The following is a 21,484-nucleotide window of genomic DNA, read 5'->3' on the forward strand; positions in this document are numbered from 1 at the left end:
TGTGAGACTGCGCGCCCATGAGCGAACCCAAGAACCACACCCTGCGGCGCTTCGGCGCTTCTTCCATCGTTCCCTTGTTGCCAGCGCTTCTCGTGCTGGCGGCCTTCTCGGCGCATGCCGATGTCAAGGTCCAGTTCGCTGGCGGCGACGACCGCTGGTCGCAGCAGGTGGCAGCCCAGATGCTGCCCCGCAGCCGCGACGCACTGAGCGCGCTGGAGTCACTGGCCCTGCAGCAGTATGGGGTGAAGCTGGACGGCCGGCTGAACCTGCTGCTGCAGGCGACGCCGCGGGCCCCGCTCCCTGCGGGCGCAGAGGCCGCCACGCCCACCCGGGTGGAGGCGGGCATGGCCGAGGCCGAGTTGCGCGAGCGCGCGCTGCTGCTGCCGCTGCGCCAGGGCATGCAAAGCGTGGTGGACGGGCTGACCGCAGGCCGCGCGGCCTCGCTCCCCGGCTGGCTGAGTTGGGGGCTCACCGAAAGCGTGGCGCGCCAGATCATGGCCGATCTCAAGCTGCCGGAGCTGCCGGCCTACGCTGCAGAACCGCCGATCAATCGGCCCGAAGGCGTGGATGCCCGGCGCGCTGCCGAAGTCGTGCAGCAACTGCAGCTGCAGCGCCAGCAGCAGCGGCTGAGCCTGGCGGCCGTCGAGGCGCTGCGGCGACGGCTGGGCGAGGAATTCCATCCGCGCATGAAGGCCTACCTCCAGGCAGCGGCGCGCGAGGGCTTTGATGCCAATGCAAGTTTTGAGCAGCAGTTCGGCCTCAAGCCCGCCGAGCTGTCGGGCCTGATGGCCGGTGCGCCAGCCGGCCAGCAGGGGGCCAACCCAGACAGGCCCTTGACGGTGGCGCAGATCGACACCAGCCAGGACACGCCCGAACGCCAGCAAGCCTGGGCCGCCTTCACCAAGGCCGCCAAGCCGCGCGCCCTGGCCATCAGCAGCGATGGCAGCTGGGGGCTGGGCGCGCAGACCCAGCGACCGGTCGACAAGGCGATGGACGCCTGCAAAGCGCAAGGCGGCAGCAACTGCCGGCTGCTCGCGCTGGACGACGAGGTGGTGGCGCGCCCCGAGCGGGCCCATGTCTCGGTGCAGATGGGCGGCTATGTCTACGACGAATTCGCCCAGCAGGTGGAGCGCGACTGGCTGGGCCTGGTGCGACAGGCCAGCGCGCAGTTCGATCGGCTGGTCAACGACGTGCTCAAGGTCAGCCTGGTGCGTGATGCACGCATCTATGTGGGCGGCGGCGTCAGCGATTACGAAGCCATCCTGCGCGATGACATGCGCATGCCCGCCGAACGGGCCGAGCTGCAAGGCGAGGTCAGCGGTGGCCTGTCGAACAGCCGGGGGCAGATCGCCCTCAAGTTCACGCCCCGGCAGAACCGGGCTGCGGCCTATGACCTGGCCGTGAAGACCACGCTGCATGAGCTGACGCACGAGCTGCAGAAGCAGCTGGACAACCGCCACGCGGGTTTCAGCCCGCCGGCCTGGCTGCGCGAGGGCACGGCCGACCTGATCGCCTACCTGCTCGCGCCGCAGGTGCGCATCAACGACGCCGAAGCGGAAGCCTTGCGCAACTGGCGTGAGCGCAACCTGGCCTGGTGGCGCACCGGCAACAAGACCAACCTGCAGCCTGCCGAGATGATCGACGTGGAGCCCTCCGGCTGGACCCGCATGATGAAAGAGAAGCGCGGCAACTACCAGATGGCCGGGCTGATGAGCATGTACCTGCAGGCCATCAACGGCGAGCGCTTTCTGCCGGCCTGGGTGGAGTACTACCGCCTGGCTGGCAAGAAGGGCCAGAGCGGCCGGCTCGCCTTCGAGCAGTGTTTCGGCATGACCGAGGCCGAGTTCGTGGCCGACTTCAAGCGCTGGCTGGCCCAGCAATAGAGCACGCCGATGCAGGTGCTAGAAGGCGGGCAGGGTGGCGCAGTTGGCCACGCTCCAGCGGTCGACCTGCAGGCGCAGGCTCGTACCGGATGGCACGCGCTGCCATTGCGCCAGCGGCAGCTCGCAAGTCCAGTCGCGCCCGGTCGAGTCGTGCAGCTGCAGCAGGTAGCGCTGTTGGCGCTGGCCGAGGCGCTCGGCACCCAGGCCATCGGGCCCGGCTTCGGCCAGCTTCGGTGCCGGCCAACTCGGCGGCGTGGGCGCCTGGCCTTCGTTGCGTATGCCCCAGCGCCGGCGCCATTGCGGCGAGGTGTAGCGGCAATGCTCGGCGCCGGCCGGCCGTTCGCCGACGGCCTTGTCCATCACGCGGCGGCCCAGCACCTGGGCGTCGGGGGGCAGCTCGTCGCACCAGGCCGAGCCGCTTTCCATCACCCGCTTCTCGACCTCGATCTCGAGTTGCCAGGTCTTGCCCACCACCTCGACAACCACGCCGCGCGGCCCGAACAGTCGCCAGGCGAGCGGCATGAGCGCGAGCGCTGCCAGGCCCAGCAGGGCCCAGCGCCAGCGGCGTGGCAGCTTCGTGAGGCGCAGTCGGTGGCTGTCCATGGCGGCGCATTGTCTATGCAGGGCGCCGTTCGCCTGCCCGTTCGTTCAATCCTCTGCCTGAACCGGAGTTGTCCTCAATGAAGAACCTGCTTCTCCCCGTCTGCACAGCAAGCCTGTTGCTCGCCTCGCTGCCGGCCCTGGCCGCCGAGCAGCGCCTCCTGATCACACCGCACCAGACGGACGAGCGCCTGGCCGCCGACGAGTTGCCCCACCTGGTGGTCTACGACCTGGCGACCGAGAAGCCGCAGGCGCCCTTGCTGGTCTGGCTGCCAGGCACCAATGGCCGGGCCTCGCCCGGACAGCGCCCCTTCTTCGAGACCGTGCAGCAGCAGGGCTACCGCCTGATCTCGCTGACCTACCTGAACTCGCAGTCGGTCTCGCAGGTCTGTGTGGGCCCCGTCTTGCGGGCCGAGCCCAGCTGCGCCGGCCGGGTGCGCCAGCAGCGCGTCTGGGGTGAGCCGCAGACTCGCTTCATCGCCGACAAGCCCGAGGAGGCCATCGTGCCGCGCCTCACGCGGCTGCTGCAGCACCTGGCTCGCAGCGATGCCGCTGGCCAGTGGGCGCAGTACCTGGACGGCGATGAGCCACGCTGGGAGCGCATCGTGCTGGCCGGCCAATCGCAGGGCGGTGGCATGGCTGGCTTCATTGCGCAGACGCGTCGCGTGGCCGGCGTGCTGATGTTCTCGGGCGGGTGGGACCATGGCGCCGGTGGTGATATCGCAGGCTGGTACTCGCGTGCGAGCCAGACGCCCGCCGAGCGCTGGCATGGCACCTTCCACGTGGACGAGCCGCAGGCCGCCACCATGGAGCGCATCTATCGCCGCCAGGGCGTGCCCGTGGCGCAGATCCACGCGCTCTCGCAGCCGGTGCGACCGGGCGGCCAAGCGCATGGCGAAGGCATTGCCAACCCGGTCTACAAACCGATGTGGGAGCAGATGCTGAAGCTGCAGCCCTGAGCGGCTTGCGGTGGCCAAGCCTTACTGCGCGCCGTACAGCATCAGGCCGCTGAGCAGGCAGGCCTGCGGTTCGCGCTGATCGGCTGGCAGATCGCGCTGTTGCCAGATGCGGCCGGGGTAGAGCACCTCCACCGCCGCGACGGCCCGGCCGTCAGCGCCTTCGACGCGGTAGCCCATGGCCGGCGAGCGCAGGCCGCCATCGCCCTGGCCGAAGGCCACCTGCTGCATGCGGTAGCTCACCGAACCCAGCGTCATGCTGCCGCGCAGCGGGCGCCAGCTGTCTTCCAGCTTGAGCTGCATCTCGTTGCCATCGCTGCTCGCGCAGCTGCATTGCAGGCTGGCCCGGCTGTCTTCCAGCTGGCCGACCTTGCCGATCTGCAGGGCGGTGTCGCGCGCCTTCAGCTCGCAGCGGCCCCGCCAGTCCTGCCGGCCCTTGAATTCGAAGCGGAAATGTTGCTTGCTGCTCTCGGTACTGAGAGCGCCAATTCCGAAGCCCTGTGCGCTGCTGAGGCCGCGCTTGACGTGATGCACCTGGTAGGGCCCGACCTCGAAGGACTCATCGACCAGCGCGCCGCTGGCACGGCTGCGGTGGCCGACCTCCAGCACCTCGGCGCCGTTGGCGAGCTCGGCGGGGGCCGGCATGCGGGCGCTGGGGATGGCGCAGGCGGACAGCAGCAAGACCGTCAGCAGCGGAGACAGTCGGGTGGCGAAGCGGCGGTCGGCTGTGGCGCGGTAGCAAGAAGTCATGGGGTAGCCCTCGGGGATGGCGGCCACTCTGCGGTGACCGTCGGCGCCCAACGCCGTGCGGCTTGCAGCCGTTGACCTGGGGCCGTTCAGACGGCGGTCTTGTGCGGCTGCTGGGCCTCGCGGCGCTGCTTGACGCCCTCGGTCATCTGCTTGAGCTGCTCGCTGTGGGCCAGCAGTTGCTGCTGCAGCTGCTGGTTGTCTCGCGTCAGTGCCTCCAGCCTGGCGATGGAATCGGCGGTGGCGCCGGTGCGGGTCGTGACCCACAGCGGTGGCCTCTCCTGCTGCGGGGCGGGCGTCGGCGCCCGGCGCAGCTGCAGCACGAACCACAGCAGGCCGAAACCGGCGCCGCTGATCAGGAGCGGCAGCAGCCAATGCCTGGCCTGCAGCGGCAGCCACCCGGCGGCCACGCTGCCGCCCACGGCAAGCAGCAGTCCGGCACAGGCGATGGCGAGGCGCTTCAGCATCATCAATGGGTGACGAAGGGGCTAGGGCGGCGAGTGAGCGGGCGATGATAAGCACGACCGCCACTGGGGCAAAAGAGGAGTTCTCCTTTGCTTGTGCGATGAACGATACTGCCGGCCGTTGCGGACAGGGAGTTCAGGACAATGGGTATCGAAGTAGCCGGCGAGGTGCTCGCCGAGGCCGTGATTGCCGATGAAATGGGGGGCGCGGGCTCCAAGGCCGAGGCCGCCCAACACGCCGCCTGTGCGAACTGCGGCACGGCGCTGACCGGGCGCTTCTGCCACCAATGCGGCCAGGTCGGCCATGTGCATCGTTCGCTCTTGCACATGTTCGAGGAGTTCCTGCATGGCATCTTCCACTTCGACACCAAGGCCTGGCGCACGCTGCCGGCCCTCGCGTTCAACCCGGGCCGCCTGACCCGCGCCTACATCGATGGCCAGCGGGCCCGCCATGTCGCGCCGCTGCCGCTGTTCCTGTTCATGATCTTCGTGATGTTCATGGTCTTCTCGCTGACCAGCAGCGATGGCACGGGCAGCGGTGAGGCCGAGAAGGGGGCTGGCGCGGCCAGCTCGAAGGCCCAGAAGAAGATGGCCGAGAAGATAGAGGCCAGCAGCGCCAAGGTGGCCAAGCTGGTGGAGCGCCGTGCCAAGCTCGACCCCAGTTCGACTGAGCGCGCCGATGTGGAGCAGGAACTGGCGGAGCAGGAGTTGCGGCTGGAGGGCCTGCGCAAGTCGTCCGAGGTGATCGCCATGGCCGGCTCGGCCAGCAGCCCGCTGTCGGGCTCGGTGAGCATTTCGCCCGGTTCCTCAGCCAGTGCCTCCGCCAGTTCCACCGAGGCGCAGATCCATCAGAACCTGAAGGACAACGTGCCGCTGCTGGCGGAATCCACGATAGAGAAGAAGATCAAGCATGCGCTGGAGAACAAGGAGCTGACGCTCTACAAGATGAAGGGCGCGGCTGCCAAGTTCGCCATCCTCCTGATGCCGATCTCGCTGCCCTTCATCTGGTTGCTGTTCCCGTTCAGCCGGCGCTTCACGATGTTCGACCACGCCGTGTTCTCGCTCTATTCGCTGTGCTTCATGTCGGGGCTGATGACGCTGCTGGCTTTGCTGGGCAAGCTGGAGCTGGGCGTGCTGGTGGGCTTCCTGGCGATGTTGGCGCCACCGCTTCACATGTTCGCGCAGTTGCGCGGCACCTACGGCCTCAGCAAGCTGGGTGCGTTCTGGCGCACGATCGCCCTGCTGTTCGTGGCGCTGTGCTCGTTGATCCTCTACGGCCTGCTGGTCGTGTACCTGAGCATGTAAGAGGGGAGCAGGGACTCAGCAGTAGTCGAGCAGCGGGCGCAGCTGCTCGTCCCACTGCTCCAGCTCCTCGGGGCCGACCTGCAACCAGCCCAGCGCCCGCTGGCTGTGCAGCTTCCAGTCGGCGTCAGCGTCCAGGCCTTCGTGCTGGCGCATCAGCTGCTCGGCCACCAGGCCGGCAGCCACCAGGGTGTGCAGTTCTGCATCAATGCTGCCGTCGCCCAGCGAGATGAAATCGTGATGCAGGCGGATCGCCGCCATCAGCTCGGGCGCCATGTTCCAGGCCCGCACCACCAGGGCGCCGACCACGGCATGGTCGGTCTTGTGGTTGGCGTTCTCGGTGGCGATGTAGGGCCGGTCGATGCGGGCGCCGGCCTCGATCATCGTGGAGCCATAGCCGCGCACACTTTGCAGCAGCACCGGCATGCCCACGTGGCAGAACAGGCCATAGGTGTAGGCCAGCTCGGGCGAGAGCCCCGGCAACTGGCGCGCGATGAAGTCCATGGCCACCGCGCGCTTGGTCGAGCGCTCCCAGAAGCGGCCGAGCTGCGGGTTGTTCACGGGGATGGCGTTCTTGACCAGGAAGCTGGTCAAGATGGCGGCTGTCTCGCGCAGGCCCAGGCGGTTCATCGCCTGGCCCACGGTGGAGCAGGGCTGGCCGTCGGCAAGGTGCAGCGGGCTGTTGGCGGTGCGCAGCAGCGTGACCGACATGGCCACATCGGCGCTGGCGATGCGAGCCACCTCGTTGAGATCGGGCTCGGCCTCGGCCATGGCCTTTTGCAGGCGCACCAGCAGTTCGGGGCAAGGCGGGATCACGATCTGCCGCAGTGAACCGCGCTCGCGCGCAGTGTCGATTTCTTCTCGGATGGACTGGGTTTTCATGCGGGATCTTGGGCCGGGTGGTGCCCCTCGGCGATGGCGGCGGGTCTTGCCTGTAGAGTGGCCGAATTATCGCCAGTCGGCCCGCAAGGCCCGGTGGTTCGACCTGAAAACTTGGAGGATTCTTGCTCGCTTTGCCGGGGATTCGTCTGCGAGCCGCCTGGTCCGTCGCCCTCGTCTGCCTGCTGATGCTGGCGGGCGCGCCGGCCTGGGCGCTCGAGCCGGCCCGGCTGATGGATGCGGCGGCCAAGCTGGGCCCGCGCGCGCCCCGCGAGGCGCAGCGGCTCTTGCAGATGATTGAGCAGGCCAAGCGGCTCGATGACGAGCGTCGCTTGACCCTGGTCAACCGCTACATCAACCAGCGCATCGCCTTCCGCGGTGACCCCGAGGTCTGGGGCGTGCCCGACTACTGGGCCAGCCCGCTCGAAGCGCTGTCCAAGGGCGCCGGCGATTGCGAGGACTACGCCATCGCCAAGTACTTCAGCCTCGTCTCGGCCGGTGTGGCCGAGTCGCGGCTGCGCATGGTCTATGTGCGGGCGATGCTGGACGGCAAGCCCGAGGCTCACATGGTCTTGGCCTACTATGCCAAGCCCGAGAGCGTGCCCCTGATTCTGGACAATCTGCAGGGCGAGGTGAAACCGGCTTCGCAGCGGCCCGACCTCGCGCCGGTGTTCAGCTTCAATGCCGAGGGCCTGTGGAAGGGCGTGGGGCAGAGCAGCGCCGGCGATCCGCTGGCACGGCTGTCGCTGTGGCGCGATCTGCTGGCCAAGGTGCGGGCCGAGGGTTTCTGATGATGAGCAACAACATCAACACGACGGGAACAAGATGTCGCTGATACGCCAGATGTGGATGCTGCTGGTGACCGTGCTGCTGCTCGCCTTGCTCGGCAGTGTGGCTCTGTCCACCGCCTCGCTGCGCGAACTCTTGCAGACCCAGCTGCAGCTGAAGAACAGCGACAACGCCCAGTCGCTGGCGCTGGCGCTGTCGCAGCAGCAGGGCGATGCGGCGCTGATGGAGCTGGCGATCTCGGCCCAGTTCGACACCGGCCATTACCAGCGCCTCGTGCTGCGCAAGCCCGATGGCACGGTGGCGCTGGAGCGCAGCGCGGCAGCGAAGCCCGTGCAGGCGCCGGCCTGGTTCGTCGCCCTGGCGCCTATCACGGCCACGCCCGGCATCGCCCAGGTCAGTAATGGCTGGAACGCCATCGGCACGATCGAGGTGCAGAGCCATTCCTCCTATGTGCATGACGAGCTCTGGCGCAGCAGCCTGCGCACGGCGCTCCTGCTCGCCGCTCTTGGCGCGGTGGCTGTGGCCCTGGCCCTCGCGGTGCTGCGCCGCATCCGCCGTCCGCTGGACCTGGCGGTGGCCCAGGCCCAGTCGGTGGTGGACGGCCAGTTCGCTACCGTGGCCGAACCGAGCGTGCCCGAGCTCAAGCGCCTGACCCAGGCGATGAATGCCATGGTGCTTCGCATGAAGGGCCTGTTCGATGGCCAGGCCGAGCAACTGCAGGTGCTGCGCCAGCAGGCCCATTGCGACAGCCTCACCGGCCTCTCGCACCGCAACCATTTCATGGCCGAGCTGGAGTCGGCGCTGTCGCGCGACGAAGGCCCGGTCGCGGCCGGCCTGATCCTCCTGCGCCTGCGTGACCTGGCGGGGCTGAACGAGCGGCTTGGCCATGCGGCCGTGGACCAGGCCCTGCTCGCCATCGCCCATGCGCTGAGGGCCTATCCCGAGCGCGTGGCCGGCTGCCTGGTCGGCCGCCTCAATGGCTCCGACTTCGCGCTGTGGCTGCCTGCTGCCGGCGTGGCACAGGACAGTGCGAACGCCTTGCTCGACGCCCTGCGTGCCAGCCTGCCGGCTTTCGGCCAGGGCCTGCAGGTGGCGCTGGGCGCTGCCGAGCTGCCGCGCTCGCGCGGTTCGAGCAGTTGGTTCGCTGCGGCCGATGCGGCCCTGGCCCGCGCCGAGGCGCGCGGCGGCTTTGCGGTCGAATCCTCGACCGAGCATCTGCCCGAGGCCTTGCTGCAGGGCGAGCGCGCCTGGCGCCAAAAGATCAACGAGGCGCTGCGCGAGCGCCGTGCGCGGTTGAACGAATTTCCGGTGCTGGACCGTTCCGGCGCGCTGGTGCACCTGGAATGCCCGCTGCAATTGCAGCTGGAGGCCGGTGCCGAGTTCCTGCCGGCCGCGCGCTGGCTGCCTCTGGCCACGCGCAGCCGCCTGACGGCCGAGGTCGATTTGCTGGCTGTGAGCCTGGCGCTGGAGGCGATCGCCCGCGATGGCGAGCAGCGCTGCGTCAACCTGGCGCCGGCCTCGCTGCTGGAAGGCAGTTTCGTGGCGCGCCTGCGCGAGCAGGTGCTGCTGGCGCCGGCGGCGGCGCGCAAGCTGGGCCTGGAGCTGGGCGAGGGCGCGGCCCTCCAGCATTTCGAACTCTTGCAGGAGCTGGGCCGCCAGTTGCGGCCGCTGGGCGTCAAGCTGGGGCTGGAGCATTGCGGCGCCGGTCTGATGCAGGTCGAACGGCTCTACCAGGCCGGGCTGGACTACGTGAAGCTCGACATCTCGGTGCTTTCCGGCGTGTCAGACGACGCGGCCCGCGCCGCCTTTGTGCGCGGCCTGTGCATCATGCTGCGCAGCCTGGCGCTGAAGATCTATGGCGAAGGCCTGCAGCAGGCCATGGACGTGCAGGCTCTGTGGGACTGCGAGCTCGACGGCGTCACTGGCCCCTGGGCCACCGGTCAGTCGGCGAACAGATAGCGGCAGCTGGCGTCGCCCGGCGTGAGGCCCTGCAGGCGGTCGTAGAGGCCGAGGTTGCGGCCCACGGCGCGCTCCAGGTCTTTTTCGAGCAGGAAGCCGGCCGCGATCTGGCGCGTGGCAGCGTTGCGCAACTGGCGCTCGAAATCCTCGCGCCCGGCATAGCGGGCCGCCAGGCTGGGCCGCGGGTCCTTGGCTGCGGCCCGTTCCTCCTCATTGCGGGCAAAGGGCAGGAAGCTGCCGTCGAAGCGCGAGGTGGCCCAGCCGAAGCCGGTCTCGGGCGAGCGCTGATTCCAGCCGGTGTGGGTGCCGAGCGGTACTGTCAGCTCGAGCAGGCGCACGCCGCCCATGTCGTTGCCATCGGCATCGGGCAGGGGCACGCGGGTTTCGAAGGCCGCGCCGCGCCGTGGCGGCACGCGGTCGGCAATGCCCTGGCGTTCGAAGCGTGGGCCGTGGTCCAGCCGAGGCTCGCGCAGATTGCTCTCGGGCGGCTGCAGCACAAGGCCGGCCGGGAAGGCCGCGCGGTAGGCAGCCACCGTGCCCAAGCTGGCCTGATCGAGACGGGGCACAGCATTGGCCGGTGGCGGCGTGCCCTCGTCGCTCCAGCGCCGCAACGCCACGAGCAGGGCGCGCATGGGCAGGTAGTGGTCGGTCGTTGAAACGCAGTGCGTGAACGGTGTTCGCGTGCGTGAGCGGCCCACGTAGTGCTGGGCGCCCATCAGGCCATAGAGGCGAACGTTGTCCGGCGGGTCCAGGTCCTGCTTGCCGTCCGGCGTGGTGCCGACCAGCGAGGCGCCGCGGTTCCAGTACTCGGTCGACGTGTTCAAGAGCATCAGCTTGGGCAGGCGGCCGGCGGCGTCGCGGGCGCGGTCCAGTGTCGAGGCCCTGCGGCCGCTGACCGGGTCGCGCGTGGTGGCGGCGCTGAACGGGAAGTCGTCGGCCGGGTAGTCCTGCTCCTGCAGCATCGAAGGGTGGCGGGTCGGCTGCGCGAAGCGGCTGTTGAAGCCGGCCGACCCGCCGGCGCCGGGCACCTGGAGGAAGGCGGCGTCGAAGGCGAGGCGGCCTTGCTCGTCGACGTTCAGGCCGTCGTGCAGCATGCGACCGATCACGCGGGCCGACTGGCTGATGCCGAAGATCATCACTTGCCGAGGCGCGGCCGTGCCCTCGAACTCATGCGTGCGGAACCAGGACAGCAGGTCGCGGATGCCGGCGAGGCCGGCGCCGGCGACATAAGGATCGCGCGCCTCGTAGCTCAGCTCGTAGAGGCGGCCCGGCTGGAATCCGCCCTGCAGCCGGATGCGGCCCGGACCGCCGGCCTCGGCCGCCGGCTGGAACTGCCAGCGCGAGCGGGCAATCAGGCGGCGCGGCGCTTCGGGCCGCTCGCGCTCGGTCAGCACGGCGCGCGGGTCGTCGGCGCGCACCGGCTCGTAGGTCAGGCCGCGCATACCGGCGTAGCTCGTGATCTCGGTTGGCGCATCCACGATGATTTCATTGGCAACCCGGCCGCGCACGCCCTGCGCCACCGGCGGCTTGAAGACCAGCGGACGCATGCCCTGCGCCTGGGGAGCGACGTCCCAGGTCCAGGCCGAGAACAACAGGCTGAAGCCCTGGCGCATCAAGAAGCCATCGCCCGTGTCGGCGGCCGTCGTGGGATCGTTGTTCGCCGGGCTCTTGCCGTTGAGCTGGCCGAGGATGGCAATGCCGCCCCGGTTGTTGACGTCGTACAGCAGGGTGCCAGGCGCCGCGCTCACCGGACGCAGCAGCACGAACTCGCTGGTGAAGAGCACGCGCCCGCGCGCATCACGCGGTGCCTTGGCGAGGTCGACGATGGCGGCGTTGGCCGCCGCCTTGGGGTCGAGCGAGAAGTGCGCGAGGCCGCGGATCTTCTCGTAGGTGCCAGCAGCCCCGAAGGCCTGCCCCTCGGCGAAGGGCCGGCGCTCCAGCACCTCGACCCGGTCCACGCCGGCTCGTGCCAGGCTCGTCAGCAGGATGCCGGCCAGCAGGGCCGAGGTACGGGTGCTTCGGTTCATGGCGGCCTCCCGGTTCCGCCTAGAAGCGGCCCTCATCCACATCCCGCAGGAACTGGATCAGGCCCTTGAAGTAGGTGGCCTGGTCGTCGTACATGGACATGTGCGAGCCCTGGGCGCAATGCAGGTAGCGGCCCTTGCCGAGCTTGGTGGCCATCATCTCCATGTGCTTGGGGTCCATGGTGTCGTGCTGGCCGCCGATGGTGAGGGCCGGCACCTTGATGTTGCCGAGATCGGCCACGCGGTCCCATTTCTCCAGCTTGCCGCTGGAGCTCATCTCGCTGGGTCCCTGCATGGGGATGTAGACGTCCTTGTTGAGCTTGGCGAACGAGCGGTTCACCGGCTCTGGCCATTGGTCCGGCGGCATGCGCAGGATGTGGTGCGCGTAGTAGTGCGGCACCAGCAGCTCCATGTAGCGCGGGTTGTCGTAGTCCTTGCGCTTCTCGATGGCCAGGATCTCGGCGAGCACCTTCTGATCCATGGCCGGCATCAGCACCTTCTCGGCATAGCTCACATAGGCCGGGATGCTGGCCATCATGTTGGAGATGACCAGGCCCTTGAGATGCTGCGGATACTTGAGCGCGTACTCCATGGCCAGAATGCCGCCCCAGGAATGCCCCAGGAGGAAGAAGTTGCTCTGGTCCAGCTTCAGCGCCTGGCGCACCTGCTCCACCTCCTCGACGAAGCGCGGCAGGTCCCACAAGGAGCTGTCCTTGGGCTGGTCGCTGAAGGCCGAACCGAGCTGGTCGTAGTAGTAGTACTCGATGCCTTCCTTGGGCAGGTAGCTGTCGAAGGCCTCGAAGTACTCATGCGTGGCACCGGGGCCGCCGTGCAGCAGCAGCACCTTGATCTTCGGGTTGTTGCCGACCCGCTTGGTCCAGACCTTGAAGTCGCCCTTGGGCGTCTTGATCGTGACCTGTTTGACGCCCCCCGTCAGTACGTCGTCGCGGCCGGTGGAATCGAAGTAGGCGTTGGGTGCGGGTACGGCCGGCGGAGCCGGGGGCGGCGGTGGTGCCGGCGGGGAGCAGGCGGAAAGACCGAAGATGACAGCAGAGACAACAGCAGCAAGCAGGCAGGCAGTGCGTTTCATGGCGCCCTCAGTTTTCAAGGTGGGCGCATTGTGCTGCGGGATTCAGGCGATGTCTGCCGTGTGTAACGCGTAGGCGCGACCGAGGCGCCGGTCCTCGAAGAAACGCTTCAGCGTCTCGCGCACGGTGCGGAAGGCGATCTCGTCCCAGGGCACCTCGTGCTCATGGAAGAGCCGGGCTTCCAGCGTCTCGGGGCCGGGGTTGAATTCGGGCGAGAGCAGGGTGGCGCGGTAGAACAAATGGATCTGGCCGACTTTGACCACGTTCAGGAGGCAATACAGGTCGTGCAGCTCGATCTGGGCGCCGGCTTCTTCGTCGGTCTCGCGCTGCGCGCCTTGGGCCGCGGTTTCGCCAATCTCTAGGAAGCCGGCCGGCAGGGTCCAGAGGCCGTAGCGCGGCTCGATGGCGCGCTTGCACAGCAGCACCTGTCCATCGGCCCCATCGCCCCAGACGGGCAGGGTGCCCACCACATTGATCGGGTTCTCGTAGTGGATGCCGCCGCAGGAGGCGCACATCGCGCGTTCGCGGTTGTCATCGGCCGGCACGCGGTATTCGACGGCGTGGCCGCAGGTGGGGCAGTGCTTGAAACGGCGCGCTTGGAACATGGGCTCAGTGTAGCCAGCCGGTGGCATGATGGCCGCTCGGCCCCTGCCCCTGAAACACCATGGAACTCTTCAACTACTTCCGCTCTTCGGCCTCCTACCGGGTGCGCATTGCCCTCGCACTGAAGGGCCTGGACTACGACTACAGGGCCGTGCACCTGGCCAAGAACGAACACCTCGCAGAGAGCTACGGCGCGGTGGCCAGTTCGCGCCTGGTGCCGCTGCTGCGCGATGGCGATGCGGTCGTCACGCAGTCGATGGCCATCATCGAGTACCTCGACGAAACCCATCCCGAGCCGCCGCTGTTGCCGCCCGATGCACTGGGTCGCGCGCGGGTGCGGGCACTGGCGCAAGACATCGCCTGCGAGATCCACCCGCTCAACAACCTGCGCGTGCTGCGCTACCTGACCAAGGACCTGGGCCTGCCGGAGGACGCCAAGACGCGCTGGTACAAGCACTGGGTCGAGACCGGCCTCGAAGTGGTGGAGCAGCGCCTGGTGCGCGACGCTGTGACCGGCCGCTTCTGCCATGGCGATGCGCCTGGCCTCGCCGACTGCGTGCTGGTGCCGCAGATCTTCAATGCCCAGCGCTTTGAATGCCGGCTCGAGCATGTGCCCACGGTGATGAAGGTGTTCGAGGCCTGCATGGCGCTCGATGCCTTCAGCAAGACCCAGCCTTCGGCTTGCCCGGATGCTGAGTAAATGATTCATCCGGATTGGTTGCAGCCCGATTGGGAGCTGCCCGCGGCCTGGCCGCGCATCAAGGCCTTCATGACCACAAGGGCCGGCGGCGTCAGCACCGGCGCTCACAGCAGCATGAACGTGGGCCGTGCGGTGCAGGACGATCCGGCGGCGGTGAATGCCAACCGTGCCAAGGTCGATGAGGTGCTGGGCGCGCCTGCCGTGTTCCTGCACCAGGTCCATGGCGCCGATGTGCTGCATCTCGAAGCCATGCACCTGGAAGGGGAGCGCCCCAAGTTCGATGCCAGCATCAGCACCAGCGCGGGGATAGGCTGCGCCATCCAGGTGGCCGATTGCCTGCCGGTGCTGTTCGCGGCGCCTGGGGCGGTGGGCGGTGCCCATGCCGGCTGGCGTGGGCTCGCCGGTGGCGTGCTGGAGAACTCGGTGCGTGAGCTGTGCCAGGCGGCCGGCTGCGAGCCGAGCGAAGTCCGCGCCTGGATGGGGCCTTGCATCGGGCCGCAGCAATTCGAGGTGGGGGCCGATGTCTTGCAGGCTTGCGGTGCCTCCAGCGGATCGCCCGACCCGCGCTTCTTTGTCTACCGCGCCAATACCAAGGGCGAGCCGCGCTGGCTGGCCAACCTGCCAGCGCTGGCGCGTGATCGCTTGCAGCGGGTCGGCTTGACCGAGATCACGGGCGGCCACTGGTGCACGCTGAGCGAGCCCTCAAGGTTCTTCTCGTTCCGGCACGAGCCGCTCGCCGGCCGCATGGTCGCTGCCATCCGCCTGCTGTGATTGCTGTTCGGCACGCTTCCGCGCCTTGCGACGGGCCGGTGTGCCCATCAGGTAGAGCACGATGGACAGCGGCAGCACGCCGTAGAGCAGCAAGGTGAAGAAGGCGCCGAGCACGGTGCCCTGGCTGCTGGTGGCTTCGGTCAGGGCCATCAGCAGCACGACAAACGCCCAGGCGATGGCAACAATGTACATAGGCTGTCATTCGAAGGTAAGCGAGCAAGGGTACAACGTCGCCAAGGTGACTGTGGCAAGCTTCTTGCCTGACCATGGTGCACGACCAGGAGACCTATGAGCAGCAAGAAGAACAGCAGCAGGAGCGCCGGTGTTGACGCCGACGCGATGCCGGACCCGATGGCCGCCATGGCCGGGCTTGGCGAAGCGATGAAGTCGCTGGCCGGCCTGCAGATTCCCGTCGACGCCCTGCAGCAACTGCAGCAAGGCTATCTGCAGCAGGCCACCGAGCTTTGGAACCGCAGCCTCACCCTGGCCGAGGCCAAGCCGCTGCCCGACCGCCGCTTCGCCGATGCCGCCTGGGCCAGCAACCCGGCCGGTGCCTTCACCGCCCAGCTCTACCTGCTCAATGCCCGTACCTTGATGGAACTGGCCGAGAAGGTGGAAGGCGATGAGAAGACCAAGGCCCGGATCCGCTTCTCGGTCCAGCAATGGGTCGATGCCTCGGCGCCGAGCAACTACCTCGCCCTGAATCCCGAAGCGCAGGCCCTGGCCTTGAAGACCAAGGGCGAGAGCATCGCCAAGGGCGTGCAGCAGCTGTTCGCTGACATCCAGCGCGGCCATGTCTCGCAGACGGACGAGAGCGCCTTCGAGGTCGGCCGCAACGTGGCCACGACCGAAGGCAGCGTGGTCTACGAGAACGAGCTGTTCCAGCTGATCGAATACAAGCCGCTGACGGCACAAGTGCATGCCTGGCCCTTTCTGCTGGTGCCGCCCTGCATCAACAAGTACTACATCCTCGACCTGCAACCCGAGAACTCGCTGATCCGCTATGCGGTGAGCCAGGGCCACCGGGTCTTCGTGGTCAGCTGGCGCAACCCGGACGACAGCTGCAAGGCCTGGACCTGGGATGACTACATCGAGAAGGCCGCAATCCAGGCGATCCGCGTGGTGCAGGAGATTGGCGGCAGCGAGCAGATCAATACGCTGGGCTTCTGTGTCGGCGGCACCATCCTGGCTACGGCCCTGGCGGTGCTGGCTGCCCGTGGCGAGCAGCCGGCGGCCAGCCTCACCTTGCTCACCACGCTGATCGACTTCGAGAGCAACGGCATCCTCGACATCTTCATCGACGAGCTGTCGGTCGAGATGCGCGAGAACACCCTCGGCGCCCACGCACCGCAGGGCCCGGGTCTCCTGGCCGGCAAGGAACTGGCCACCACCTTCAGCTTCCTCAGGCCCAACGACCTGGTCTGGAACTACGTGGTCGGCAACTATCTGAAGGGCGAGGCGCCGCCGCCGTTCGATCTGTTGTACTGGAACGGCGATTCGACCAATCTGCCGGGCCCCTTCTATTGCTGGTACCTGCGCCACACCTATCTGCAGAACGAGCTGAAGCTGCCCGGCAAGCTGACGGTCTGCGGCGAGCCGCTGGACCTCGGCAAGATCGAGGCACCGGTCTACATCTATGGCTCGCGCGAAGACCACATCGTGCCCTGGGATGCGGCCTACCGGTCGACCCAGGTGTTCAAGGGCAAGAAGCGTTTCATGCTCGGGGCCTCGGGCCACATTGCCGGCGTGATCAACCCGCCGGCCAAGGGCAAGCGCAGCCACTGGGTCGGCAAGCCCAACAGCTTCCCCAAGAAAGCACAGGATTGGCTGGATGCCGCCACCGAGCATCCCGGCAGCTGGTGGACCGACTGGTCGACCTGGCTGGCCAGCCACGCTGGCCCCATGAAGGCCGCGCCCAAGACCGCAGGCAGCCGCAAGTACAAGGCCATCGAGCCGGCGCCCGGTCGCTATGTCAAAGAGAAGGCTTGAGTTGATTTTTTGAAGATCGATTGATCAGGAGACACCCATGAGTACCGACATCGTCATCGTCGCCGCGGCCCGCACGGCCATCGGCAAGTTCGGCGGCACGCTGGCCAAGACCGCCGCGCCGGAGTTGGGCGCCACCGTCGTCCAGGAACTGCTGCGCCGCGCCCGCCTCGAGGGCGGCCAGATCGGCGAGGTCATCCTCGGCCAGGTGCTGACCGCCGGCTCGGGCCAGAACCCGGCCCGCCAGACCGTCATCAAGGCCGGCCTGCCGAACACCGTGCCGGCCATGACCATCAACAAGGTCTGTGGCTCCGGCCTCAAGGCCGTGATGCTTGCGGCCCAGGCGATCCGCGATGGCGACAGCGAGATCATCATCGCCGGCGGCCAGGAGAGCATGAGCCTCGCGCCGCATGTGCTGCCTGGCTCGCGCGACGGCCAGCGCATGGGCGACTGGAAGCTGCAGGACACCATGATCGTGGACGGCCTCTGGGACGTCTACAACCAGTACCACATGGGCATCACGGCCGAGAACGTGGCCAAGGAGTACGGCATCAGCCGTGCCGCGCAGGACGAGCTGGCACTCGGCTCGCAGCTGAAGGCGGCGGCGGCCCAGGAAGCCGGCCGCTTCAAGGACGAGATCGTGCCGGTGGTGATCCCGCAGAAGAAGGGCGACCCCATCTCCTTCGACAGGGACGAATTCATCAACCGCAAGAGCACGGCCGAGGTGCTGGCCGGCCTGCGCCCCGCCTTCGACAAGGCCGGCAGCGTGACCGCCGGCAATGCCTCGGGCCTGAACGACGGTGCCGCCGGGGTGGTGTTGATGAGTGCGGCCAAGGCCGCTGCCCTCGGCCTCAAGCCGCTGGCCCGCATCGCCAGCTACGCCTCGGCCGGCCTCGACCCGGCCACCATGGGCATGGGCCCGGTGCCGGCCGCCCGCAAGGCGCTGGAGCGCGCGGGCTGGAAGCCGCAGGACCTGGACCTGCTGGAGATCAACGAAGCCTTTGCGGCCCAGGCCTGCGCCGTGCACCAACAGATGGGCTGGGACCTGAGCAAGGTGAACGTGAATGGCGGCGCCATTGCGCTGGGCCATCCGATCGGCGCCTCGGGCTGCCGCATCCTCGTCACGCTGCTGCACGAGATGCAGCGCCGCGACGCCAAGAAGGGCATCGCCTCGCTGTGCATCGGCGGTGGCATGGGCGTGGCGCTGACCGTCGAACGCTGAGCGATATCAAAGCGACTAGGGGCCGACCCGCTTGACCGCCATGGCGGCTTGCGGGAGCCTGCAAGAACAATGAAGCAGCCCGTCGGGCGATTAGGAGACAAGAGATGAGCAAGAAGATTGCATATGTGACCGGCGGCATGGGCGGTATCGGCACCTCGATGTGCCAGCGCCTGCACAGGGACGGGTTCAAGGTCATTGCCGGCTGCGGCCCCAGCCGCGACTACGACAAGTGGCTGACCGAGCAGGCGGCCCTTGGCTACACCTTCTACGCCTCGGTCGGCAATGTGGCCGATTGGGACTCGACGGTGGCGGCCTTTGCCAAGGTCAAGGCCGAGCATGGTCCCATCGACGTGCTGGTCAACAACGCCGGCATCACCCGCGACGGCATGTTCCGCAAGATGAGCCGCGCCGACTGGGATGCGGTGATGGACACCAACCTGAACTCCATGTTCAACGTGACCAAGCAGGTCATCGAAGACATGCTGGACAAGGGCTGGGGCCGCATCATCAACATCTCTTCCGTCAACGGCGAGAAGGGCCAGTTCGGCCAGACCAACTACTCGGCCGCCAAGGCCGGCATGCATGGCTTCACCATGGCCCTGGCCCAGGAAGTGGCCAGCAAGGGCGTGACGGTCAACACCGTGAGCCCGGGCTACATCGGCACCGACATGGTCAAGGCCGTGCGGCCCGACGTGCTGGAGAAGATCGTCGCCTCCATCCCGATCAAGCGCCTCGGCACACCCGAGGAAATCGCCTCGGTCGTGGCCTGGCTGGCGGGCGAGGAATCGGGCTTCACCACCGGCGCCGACTTCAGCTGCAACGGCGGCTTGCACATGGGGTGACAGTGGCGGCCGGCGAGCCCCAGGCCGGCTGAACCTTCGGGCCGTGGACTGCGCTTGCAAGCGCGGCCCGGCCTTTTTGCGTGGGAGGCGCAATGAAGATGAAGAAATACCTGCTGGCCGCAACGATGCTGGCCTGTCTTGCCAACGCGGCTAGCACCGCCGCCATGGCCGCGCCGCTCAGCGAGGAGCAATTGGTGTCTCGCTTGCAGCAGCTTGCCGGGCGAGGCGATGCCGAGGCGAATTACCACCTGGGCATGCTCTACAACAACGGCATTGGCGTGCCCAAGGACCCGCAGCGGGCCTATCGCAGCTTTGCGGCCGCCGCTGCCGCTGGCGACGCCTTGGCTGCCTACAAGGTGGGCTGCTACCTGGCGGGTCAGTTCCCGGGGGCGGTGCCGCCGGATGCTGAACAGGCGCTGGCGCAAAAGCTGCGTGCGGCCGAGGCGGGCTATGCCTTGGCGCAATCCGATGTGGCGGCGATCTACCTGCAGCGCTCAATGCCTGCCGAAGGCCAGCGCTGGATGCAGCGCGCTGCCGATCAAGGCTATCCGCAAGCGCTCTTCAACCTGTCGGTCGGGCATGTGAAAGGCCTCTGGCCCGAGGCAGACCCGGCGCTGGGCTACGCCTATTTCAAGCTGGCCAAACTCGCGAGCGAAGGTGAGCTCAATGCTCGCGCGAAGGCTTCGCTCGATGAGCTGAAGCAGTCCTTGTCGCCGGAGCAAATGAAGCGGGCCGAAGCCCTGGCGGCCAGCTGGCGGGCCAACCCGAGCGAGCTGACGATCAAGGCCAGGGGCGGCCTGGCTGCCGCGCATTCGCTCGCGGCGCGGGCCAACTGAGAACGCGCCGGCCGGCGCCGTGGAGTCCGGGGCAAGCGCGAGTCTTCCCCGTCGGTCTTGGATTCAGGATTTCAAGGCCAGCAGGCCAGATATGCTCTGCGCCGCGGCCAGCAGCCTGGGCAGGCCGCGCTCCAGCAGCGCCTCCGGTGGCATGCGGTTGACCTGAGCGCCGATGTTCAAGGCGGCAATGACCTGGCCACTGCGGTCGGTGATGGGCGCGGCCAGTGAGATCAGGCCGTCTTCCAGCTCTTGGTTGATCAGGGTCCAGCCCTGCTTGCGGGCCTGATGGATGCGCTCGCGCAGCTGGCCGACATCAGCCACTGTGTGCGCCGTGTTGCGGGTGATCTGCAGCTTGGCCAGGCGCATTTCCAGCTCATGCTCGGGCAGGGCACCGAGCAGCACGCGGCCCATCGAGGTGCACCAGGCCGGCAGGCGGCTGCCAAGCCCGAGGTTGATGCTCATGATCTTGCGGGCCGGCACACGCAGCACGTACACGATGTCGTCGCCATCGAGCACGGCGGCCGAGCAGGATTCCTGCAGCTCAGCCGTCAGCGCCTGCATGGCCGGCTCGGCCAGGTGCCACAGCGGCTGCGAGCTCAGGTAGGCGAAGCCCAGGTCCAGGGTCTTGGGCGTGAGGGCGAACAGGCGGCCATCCAGCTTCACGTAGCCGAGGGCCTCCAGCGTCAGGAGGATGCGGCGGGCGCCGGCGCGGCTCAGGCCGCAGTGCTTGGCCACCTCGGTCAGCGTCTGGCGCGGGGCCGCCGCGCTGAAGGCGCGTATCACCGCCAGGCCGCGGGCGAAGGACTGCACATAGCCGTCGCCGGGCTTCAGGTCGGGCAGCTCTTGGGCACTCATGGCGCCGAGTATAGGGAGCGCCGGTGGCAGATTTGGGTAGGATGCCGGCCATCAAAAATGCCAACAGGAGAGAGCCATGGCAATGGATGTGGTGGACTACGAAATCAAGGGCGCGGAGATGCAGTTCGTCGAGGTCGAATTGGACCCCGGCGAGGCGGCCATTGGCGAGGCGGGCAGCATGATGTTCATGGACGCCGGCATCGCCATGGACACCATCTTCGGCGACGGCTCGGCCAACCAGGGCGGCTTCTTCGGCAAGCTGCTCGGCGCCGGCAAGCGCCTGATCACCGGTGAATCGCTGTTCACCACGATCTACACCAACAACGGCGTGGGCAAGCAGCGCGTGGCCTTCGCCGCACCCTATCCCGGCAAGATCCTGCCGATGGACCTGCGCCAGCTCGGCGGCACGCTGATCTGCCAGAAGGATGCCTTCCTGTGCGCCGCGCGCGGCGTGAGCCTCGGCATCGCGCTGCAGCAGAAGCTGGGCGTGGGTTTCTTTGGCGGCGAGGGCTTCATCATGCAGAAGCTGGAGGGCGATGGCCTGGCCTTCGTCCATGCCGGCGGCACGGTAGTGCGCCGCACGCTGCAGCCGGGCCAGACGGTGATGGTCGACACCGGCTGCGTGGTGGCCTACACGCCGGGCGTGAACTTCGAGATCCAGTACGTGGGCAAGATCAAGACCGCGCTGTTCGGCGGCGAAGGCCTGTTCCTGGCCAAGATGACCGGCCCGGGGGAGATCTGGCTGCAGAGCCTGCCGTTCTCGCGCCTGGCTTCGCGCATCTTCGCGGCTGCTCCGCAGCGCGGTGGCAGCAAGGAGGAGGGCTCGCTGCTCGGCGGCTTCGGCGCCGGCGGCCTGCTCGGCGGCATCATTGGTGGCGACGACGAGTGATCGATTTTTGGTGAGACGCATCAAGGGCCGCCGCGAGGCGGCCCTCTACACTTGCGGCCTGCGGCGGCTTCCCGCCGTTTCAGCTCCTC

General features: G+C 67.9%; 21 protein-coding genes. 12 read left to right on the forward strand and 9 right to left on the reverse strand.

Annotated features, from left to right (window positions below):
• The first annotated feature begins 17 nt into the window (after positions 1-17).
• Positions 18-1,883 carry a hypothetical protein gene (locus J7U46_RS12670; protein ID WP_282826348.1) on the forward strand — a complete coding sequence of 622 codons (1,866 nt, stop codon included), beginning with the start codon at positions 18-20 and terminating at the stop codon, positions 1,881-1,883.
• A gap of 18 nt (positions 1,884-1,901) precedes the next feature.
• On the opposite strand, the gene J7U46_RS12675 is transcribed toward J7U46_RS12670, so the two are convergent.
• Complete coding sequence (locus tag J7U46_RS12675) at positions 1,902-2,486, reverse strand: hypothetical protein (protein ID WP_282826350.1); 585 nt, start codon at positions 2,484-2,486, stop codon at positions 1,902-1,904.
• A gap of 77 nt (positions 2,487-2,563) precedes the next feature.
• On the opposite strand from J7U46_RS12675, the gene J7U46_RS12680 reads away from it, so the two are divergent.
• The gene (locus J7U46_RS12680; RefSeq protein WP_282826352.1) at positions 2,564-3,442 is read left to right on the forward strand and encodes a hypothetical protein; all 879 of its coding nucleotides are present in this window, start codon (positions 2,564-2,566) and stop codon (positions 3,440-3,442) included.
• A 21-nt stretch (positions 3,443-3,463) separates the two neighbouring features.
• Here J7U46_RS12680 and J7U46_RS12685 read toward each other — a convergent pair whose 3' ends face one another.
• Both J7U46_RS12685 and J7U46_RS12690 read right to left on the reverse strand, forming a co-directional pair.
• Entirely contained in the window at positions 3,464-4,189 is a 726-nt protein-coding gene (locus tag J7U46_RS12685; RefSeq protein WP_282826354.1) for a hypothetical protein, read from the reverse strand.
• Between the two features lie 86 nt (positions 4,190-4,275).
• Positions 4,276-4,656 carry a hypothetical protein gene (locus J7U46_RS12690; protein ID WP_282826356.1) on the reverse strand — a complete coding sequence of 127 codons (381 nt, stop codon included), beginning with the start codon at positions 4,654-4,656 and terminating at the stop codon, positions 4,276-4,278.
• A gap of 138 nt (positions 4,657-4,794) precedes the next feature.
• On the opposite strand from J7U46_RS12690, the gene J7U46_RS12695 reads away from it, so the two are divergent.
• Complete coding sequence (locus J7U46_RS12695; protein WP_282826358.1) at positions 4,795-5,955, forward strand: DUF3667 domain-containing protein; 1,161 nt, start codon at positions 4,795-4,797, stop codon at positions 5,953-5,955.
• Positions 5,956-5,970: 15 nt separating this feature from the next.
• On the opposite strand, the gene J7U46_RS12700 is transcribed toward J7U46_RS12695, so the two are convergent.
• A complete protein-coding gene (locus J7U46_RS12700) occupies positions 5,971-6,834 on the reverse strand; it encodes an HDOD domain-containing protein (protein WP_282826360.1) in 864 nt (287 codons plus the stop codon).
• Between the two features lie 122 nt (positions 6,835-6,956).
• On the opposite strand from J7U46_RS12700, the gene J7U46_RS12705 reads away from it, so the two are divergent.
• Positions 6,957-7,622, forward strand: a complete 666-nt coding sequence (locus J7U46_RS12705) for a transglutaminase-like cysteine peptidase (protein WP_282826362.1) — start codon at positions 6,957-6,959, stop codon at positions 7,620-7,622.
• A 34-nt stretch (positions 7,623-7,656) separates the two neighbouring features.
• Positions 7,657-9,579, forward strand: coding sequence for a LapD/MoxY N-terminal periplasmic domain-containing protein (locus J7U46_RS12710; RefSeq protein WP_282826364.1), 1,923 nt, complete (start codon positions 7,657-7,659; stop codon positions 9,577-9,579).
• Here the strand turns inward: J7U46_RS12710 and J7U46_RS12715 are convergent.
• The 3 genes from J7U46_RS12715 to J7U46_RS12725 are packed head-to-tail and all read right to left on the reverse strand — an operon-like array spanning position 9,561 to position 13,296.
• Positions 9,561-11,606, reverse strand: a complete 2,046-nt coding sequence (locus J7U46_RS12715) for an alpha/beta hydrolase domain-containing protein (protein ID WP_282826366.1) — start codon at positions 11,604-11,606, stop codon at positions 9,561-9,563. The two genes, J7U46_RS12710 and J7U46_RS12715, sit on opposite strands and share 19 nt — an antisense overlap.
• A gap of 19 nt (positions 11,607-11,625) precedes the next feature.
• Positions 11,626-12,693, reverse strand: a complete 1,068-nt coding sequence (locus J7U46_RS12720; RefSeq protein ID WP_282826368.1) for a proline iminopeptidase-family hydrolase — start codon at positions 12,691-12,693, stop codon at positions 11,626-11,628.
• Positions 12,694-12,735: 42 nt separating this feature from the next.
• Complete coding sequence (locus J7U46_RS12725; protein ID WP_282826370.1) at positions 12,736-13,296, reverse strand: NUDIX hydrolase; 561 nt, start codon at positions 13,294-13,296, stop codon at positions 12,736-12,738.
• Between the two features lie 59 nt (positions 13,297-13,355).
• On the opposite strand from J7U46_RS12725, the gene maiA reads away from it, so the two are divergent.
• On the forward strand, positions 13,356-13,994 hold the full coding sequence (gene maiA / locus J7U46_RS12730) for a maleylacetoacetate isomerase (RefSeq protein ID WP_282826371.1): 639 nt from the start codon (positions 13,356-13,358) through the stop codon (positions 13,992-13,994).
• Positions 13,995-14,765, forward strand: a complete 771-nt coding sequence (locus tag J7U46_RS12735) for a polyphenol oxidase family protein (RefSeq protein WP_282826373.1) — start codon at positions 13,995-13,997, stop codon at positions 14,763-14,765.
• On the opposite strand, the gene J7U46_RS12740 is transcribed toward J7U46_RS12735, so the two are convergent.
• Positions 14,697-14,957, reverse strand: coding sequence for a hypothetical protein (locus J7U46_RS12740; protein WP_282826375.1), 261 nt, complete (start codon positions 14,955-14,957; stop codon positions 14,697-14,699). The two genes, J7U46_RS12735 and J7U46_RS12740, sit on opposite strands and share 69 nt — an antisense overlap.
• Positions 14,958-15,146: 189 nt before the next feature.
• Between J7U46_RS12740 and phaC the strand changes: the two genes are divergently transcribed.
• The 4 genes from phaC to J7U46_RS12760 all read left to right on the forward strand — a co-directional run bounded on the left by phaC (position 15,147) and on the right by J7U46_RS12760 (position 19,651).
• Complete coding sequence (gene phaC, locus J7U46_RS12745; protein ID WP_282826907.1) at positions 15,147-16,754, forward strand: class I poly(R)-hydroxyalkanoic acid synthase; 1,608 nt, start codon at positions 15,147-15,149, stop codon at positions 16,752-16,754.
• A gap of 37 nt (positions 16,755-16,791) precedes the next feature.
• Positions 16,792-17,973, forward strand: coding sequence for an acetyl-CoA C-acetyltransferase (locus tag J7U46_RS12750; RefSeq protein ID WP_282826377.1), 1,182 nt, complete (start codon positions 16,792-16,794; stop codon positions 17,971-17,973).
• Positions 17,974-18,077: 104 nt separating this feature from the next.
• Complete coding sequence (phbB, locus tag J7U46_RS12755; protein ID WP_282826380.1) at positions 18,078-18,815, forward strand: acetoacetyl-CoA reductase; 738 nt, start codon at positions 18,078-18,080, stop codon at positions 18,813-18,815.
• Positions 18,816-18,907: 92 nt separating this feature from the next.
• Positions 18,908-19,651, forward strand: coding sequence for a hypothetical protein (locus J7U46_RS12760; RefSeq protein ID WP_282826382.1), 744 nt, complete (start codon positions 18,908-18,910; stop codon positions 19,649-19,651).
• A 63-nt stretch (positions 19,652-19,714) separates the two neighbouring features.
• On the opposite strand, the gene J7U46_RS12765 is transcribed toward J7U46_RS12760, so the two are convergent.
• Positions 19,715-20,506: an IclR family transcriptional regulator C-terminal domain-containing protein gene (locus J7U46_RS12765; RefSeq protein WP_282826384.1), complete on the reverse strand. Its 792-nt coding sequence runs from the start codon at positions 20,504-20,506 to the stop codon at positions 19,715-19,717.
• A gap of 76 nt (positions 20,507-20,582) precedes the next feature.
• On the opposite strand from J7U46_RS12765, the gene J7U46_RS12770 reads away from it, so the two are divergent.
• Positions 20,583-21,395 (forward strand): TIGR00266 family protein, encoded by an 813-nt coding sequence (locus tag J7U46_RS12770; RefSeq protein ID WP_282826386.1) that lies wholly within the window; start codon positions 20,583-20,585, stop codon positions 21,393-21,395.
• Positions 21,396-21,484: the final 89 nt, after the last annotated feature.

Source organism: Pelomonas sp. V22, from assembly GCF_030014915.1.
Lineage (GTDB): Bacteria > Pseudomonadota > Gammaproteobacteria > Burkholderiales > Burkholderiaceae_C > JAUASW01.

Coding starts and splice junctions, on each gene's coding strand:
- J7U46_RS12740 (WP_282826375.1), bottom strand. CDS start 14,957: ATGTACATTGTTGCCATCGCCTGGGCGTTTGTCGTGCTGCTGATGGCC.
- J7U46_RS12700 (WP_282826360.1), bottom strand. CDS start 6,834: ATGAAAACCCAGTCCATCCGAGAAGAAATCGACACTGCGCGCGAGCGC.
- J7U46_RS12670 (WP_282826348.1), top strand. CDS start 18: ATGAGCGAACCCAAGAACCACACCCTGCGGCGCTTCGGCGCTTCTTCC.
- J7U46_RS12710 (WP_282826364.1), top strand. CDS start 7,657: ATGTCGCTGATACGCCAGATGTGGATGCTGCTGGTGACCGTGCTGCTG.
- maiA (WP_282826371.1), top strand. CDS start 13,356: ATGGAACTCTTCAACTACTTCCGCTCTTCGGCCTCCTACCGGGTGCGC.
- J7U46_RS12770 (WP_282826386.1), top strand. CDS start 20,583: ATGGCAATGGATGTGGTGGACTACGAAATCAAGGGCGCGGAGATGCAG.
- J7U46_RS12675 (WP_282826350.1), bottom strand. CDS start 2,486: ATGGACAGCCACCGACTGCGCCTCACGAAGCTGCCACGCCGCTGGCGC.
- J7U46_RS12695 (WP_282826358.1), top strand. CDS start 4,795: ATGGGTATCGAAGTAGCCGGCGAGGTGCTCGCCGAGGCCGTGATTGCC.
- J7U46_RS12750 (WP_282826377.1), top strand. CDS start 16,792: ATGAGTACCGACATCGTCATCGTCGCCGCGGCCCGCACGGCCATCGGC.
- J7U46_RS12690 (WP_282826356.1), bottom strand. CDS start 4,656: ATGATGCTGAAGCGCCTCGCCATCGCCTGTGCCGGACTGCTGCTTGCC.
- J7U46_RS12725 (WP_282826370.1), bottom strand. CDS start 13,296: ATGTTCCAAGCGCGCCGTTTCAAGCACTGCCCCACCTGCGGCCACGCC.
- J7U46_RS12765 (WP_282826384.1), bottom strand. CDS start 20,506: ATGAGTGCCCAAGAGCTGCCCGACCTGAAGCCCGGCGACGGCTATGTG.
- J7U46_RS12715 (WP_282826366.1), bottom strand. CDS start 11,606: ATGAACCGAAGCACCCGTACCTCGGCCCTGCTGGCCGGCATCCTGCTG.
- J7U46_RS12680 (WP_282826352.1), top strand. CDS start 2,564: ATGAAGAACCTGCTTCTCCCCGTCTGCACAGCAAGCCTGTTGCTCGCC.
- J7U46_RS12760 (WP_282826382.1), top strand. CDS start 18,908: ATGAAGATGAAGAAATACCTGCTGGCCGCAACGATGCTGGCCTGTCTT.
- J7U46_RS12735 (WP_282826373.1), top strand. CDS start 13,995: ATGATTCATCCGGATTGGTTGCAGCCCGATTGGGAGCTGCCCGCGGCC.
- J7U46_RS12685 (WP_282826354.1), bottom strand. CDS start 4,189: ATGACTTCTTGCTACCGCGCCACAGCCGACCGCCGCTTCGCCACCCGA.
- phbB (WP_282826380.1), top strand. CDS start 18,078: ATGAGCAAGAAGATTGCATATGTGACCGGCGGCATGGGCGGTATCGGC.
- J7U46_RS12720 (WP_282826368.1), bottom strand. CDS start 12,693: ATGAAACGCACTGCCTGCCTGCTTGCTGCTGTTGTCTCTGCTGTCATC.
- phaC (WP_282826907.1), top strand. CDS start 15,147: ATGAAGTCGCTGGCCGGCCTGCAGATTCCCGTCGACGCCCTGCAGCAA.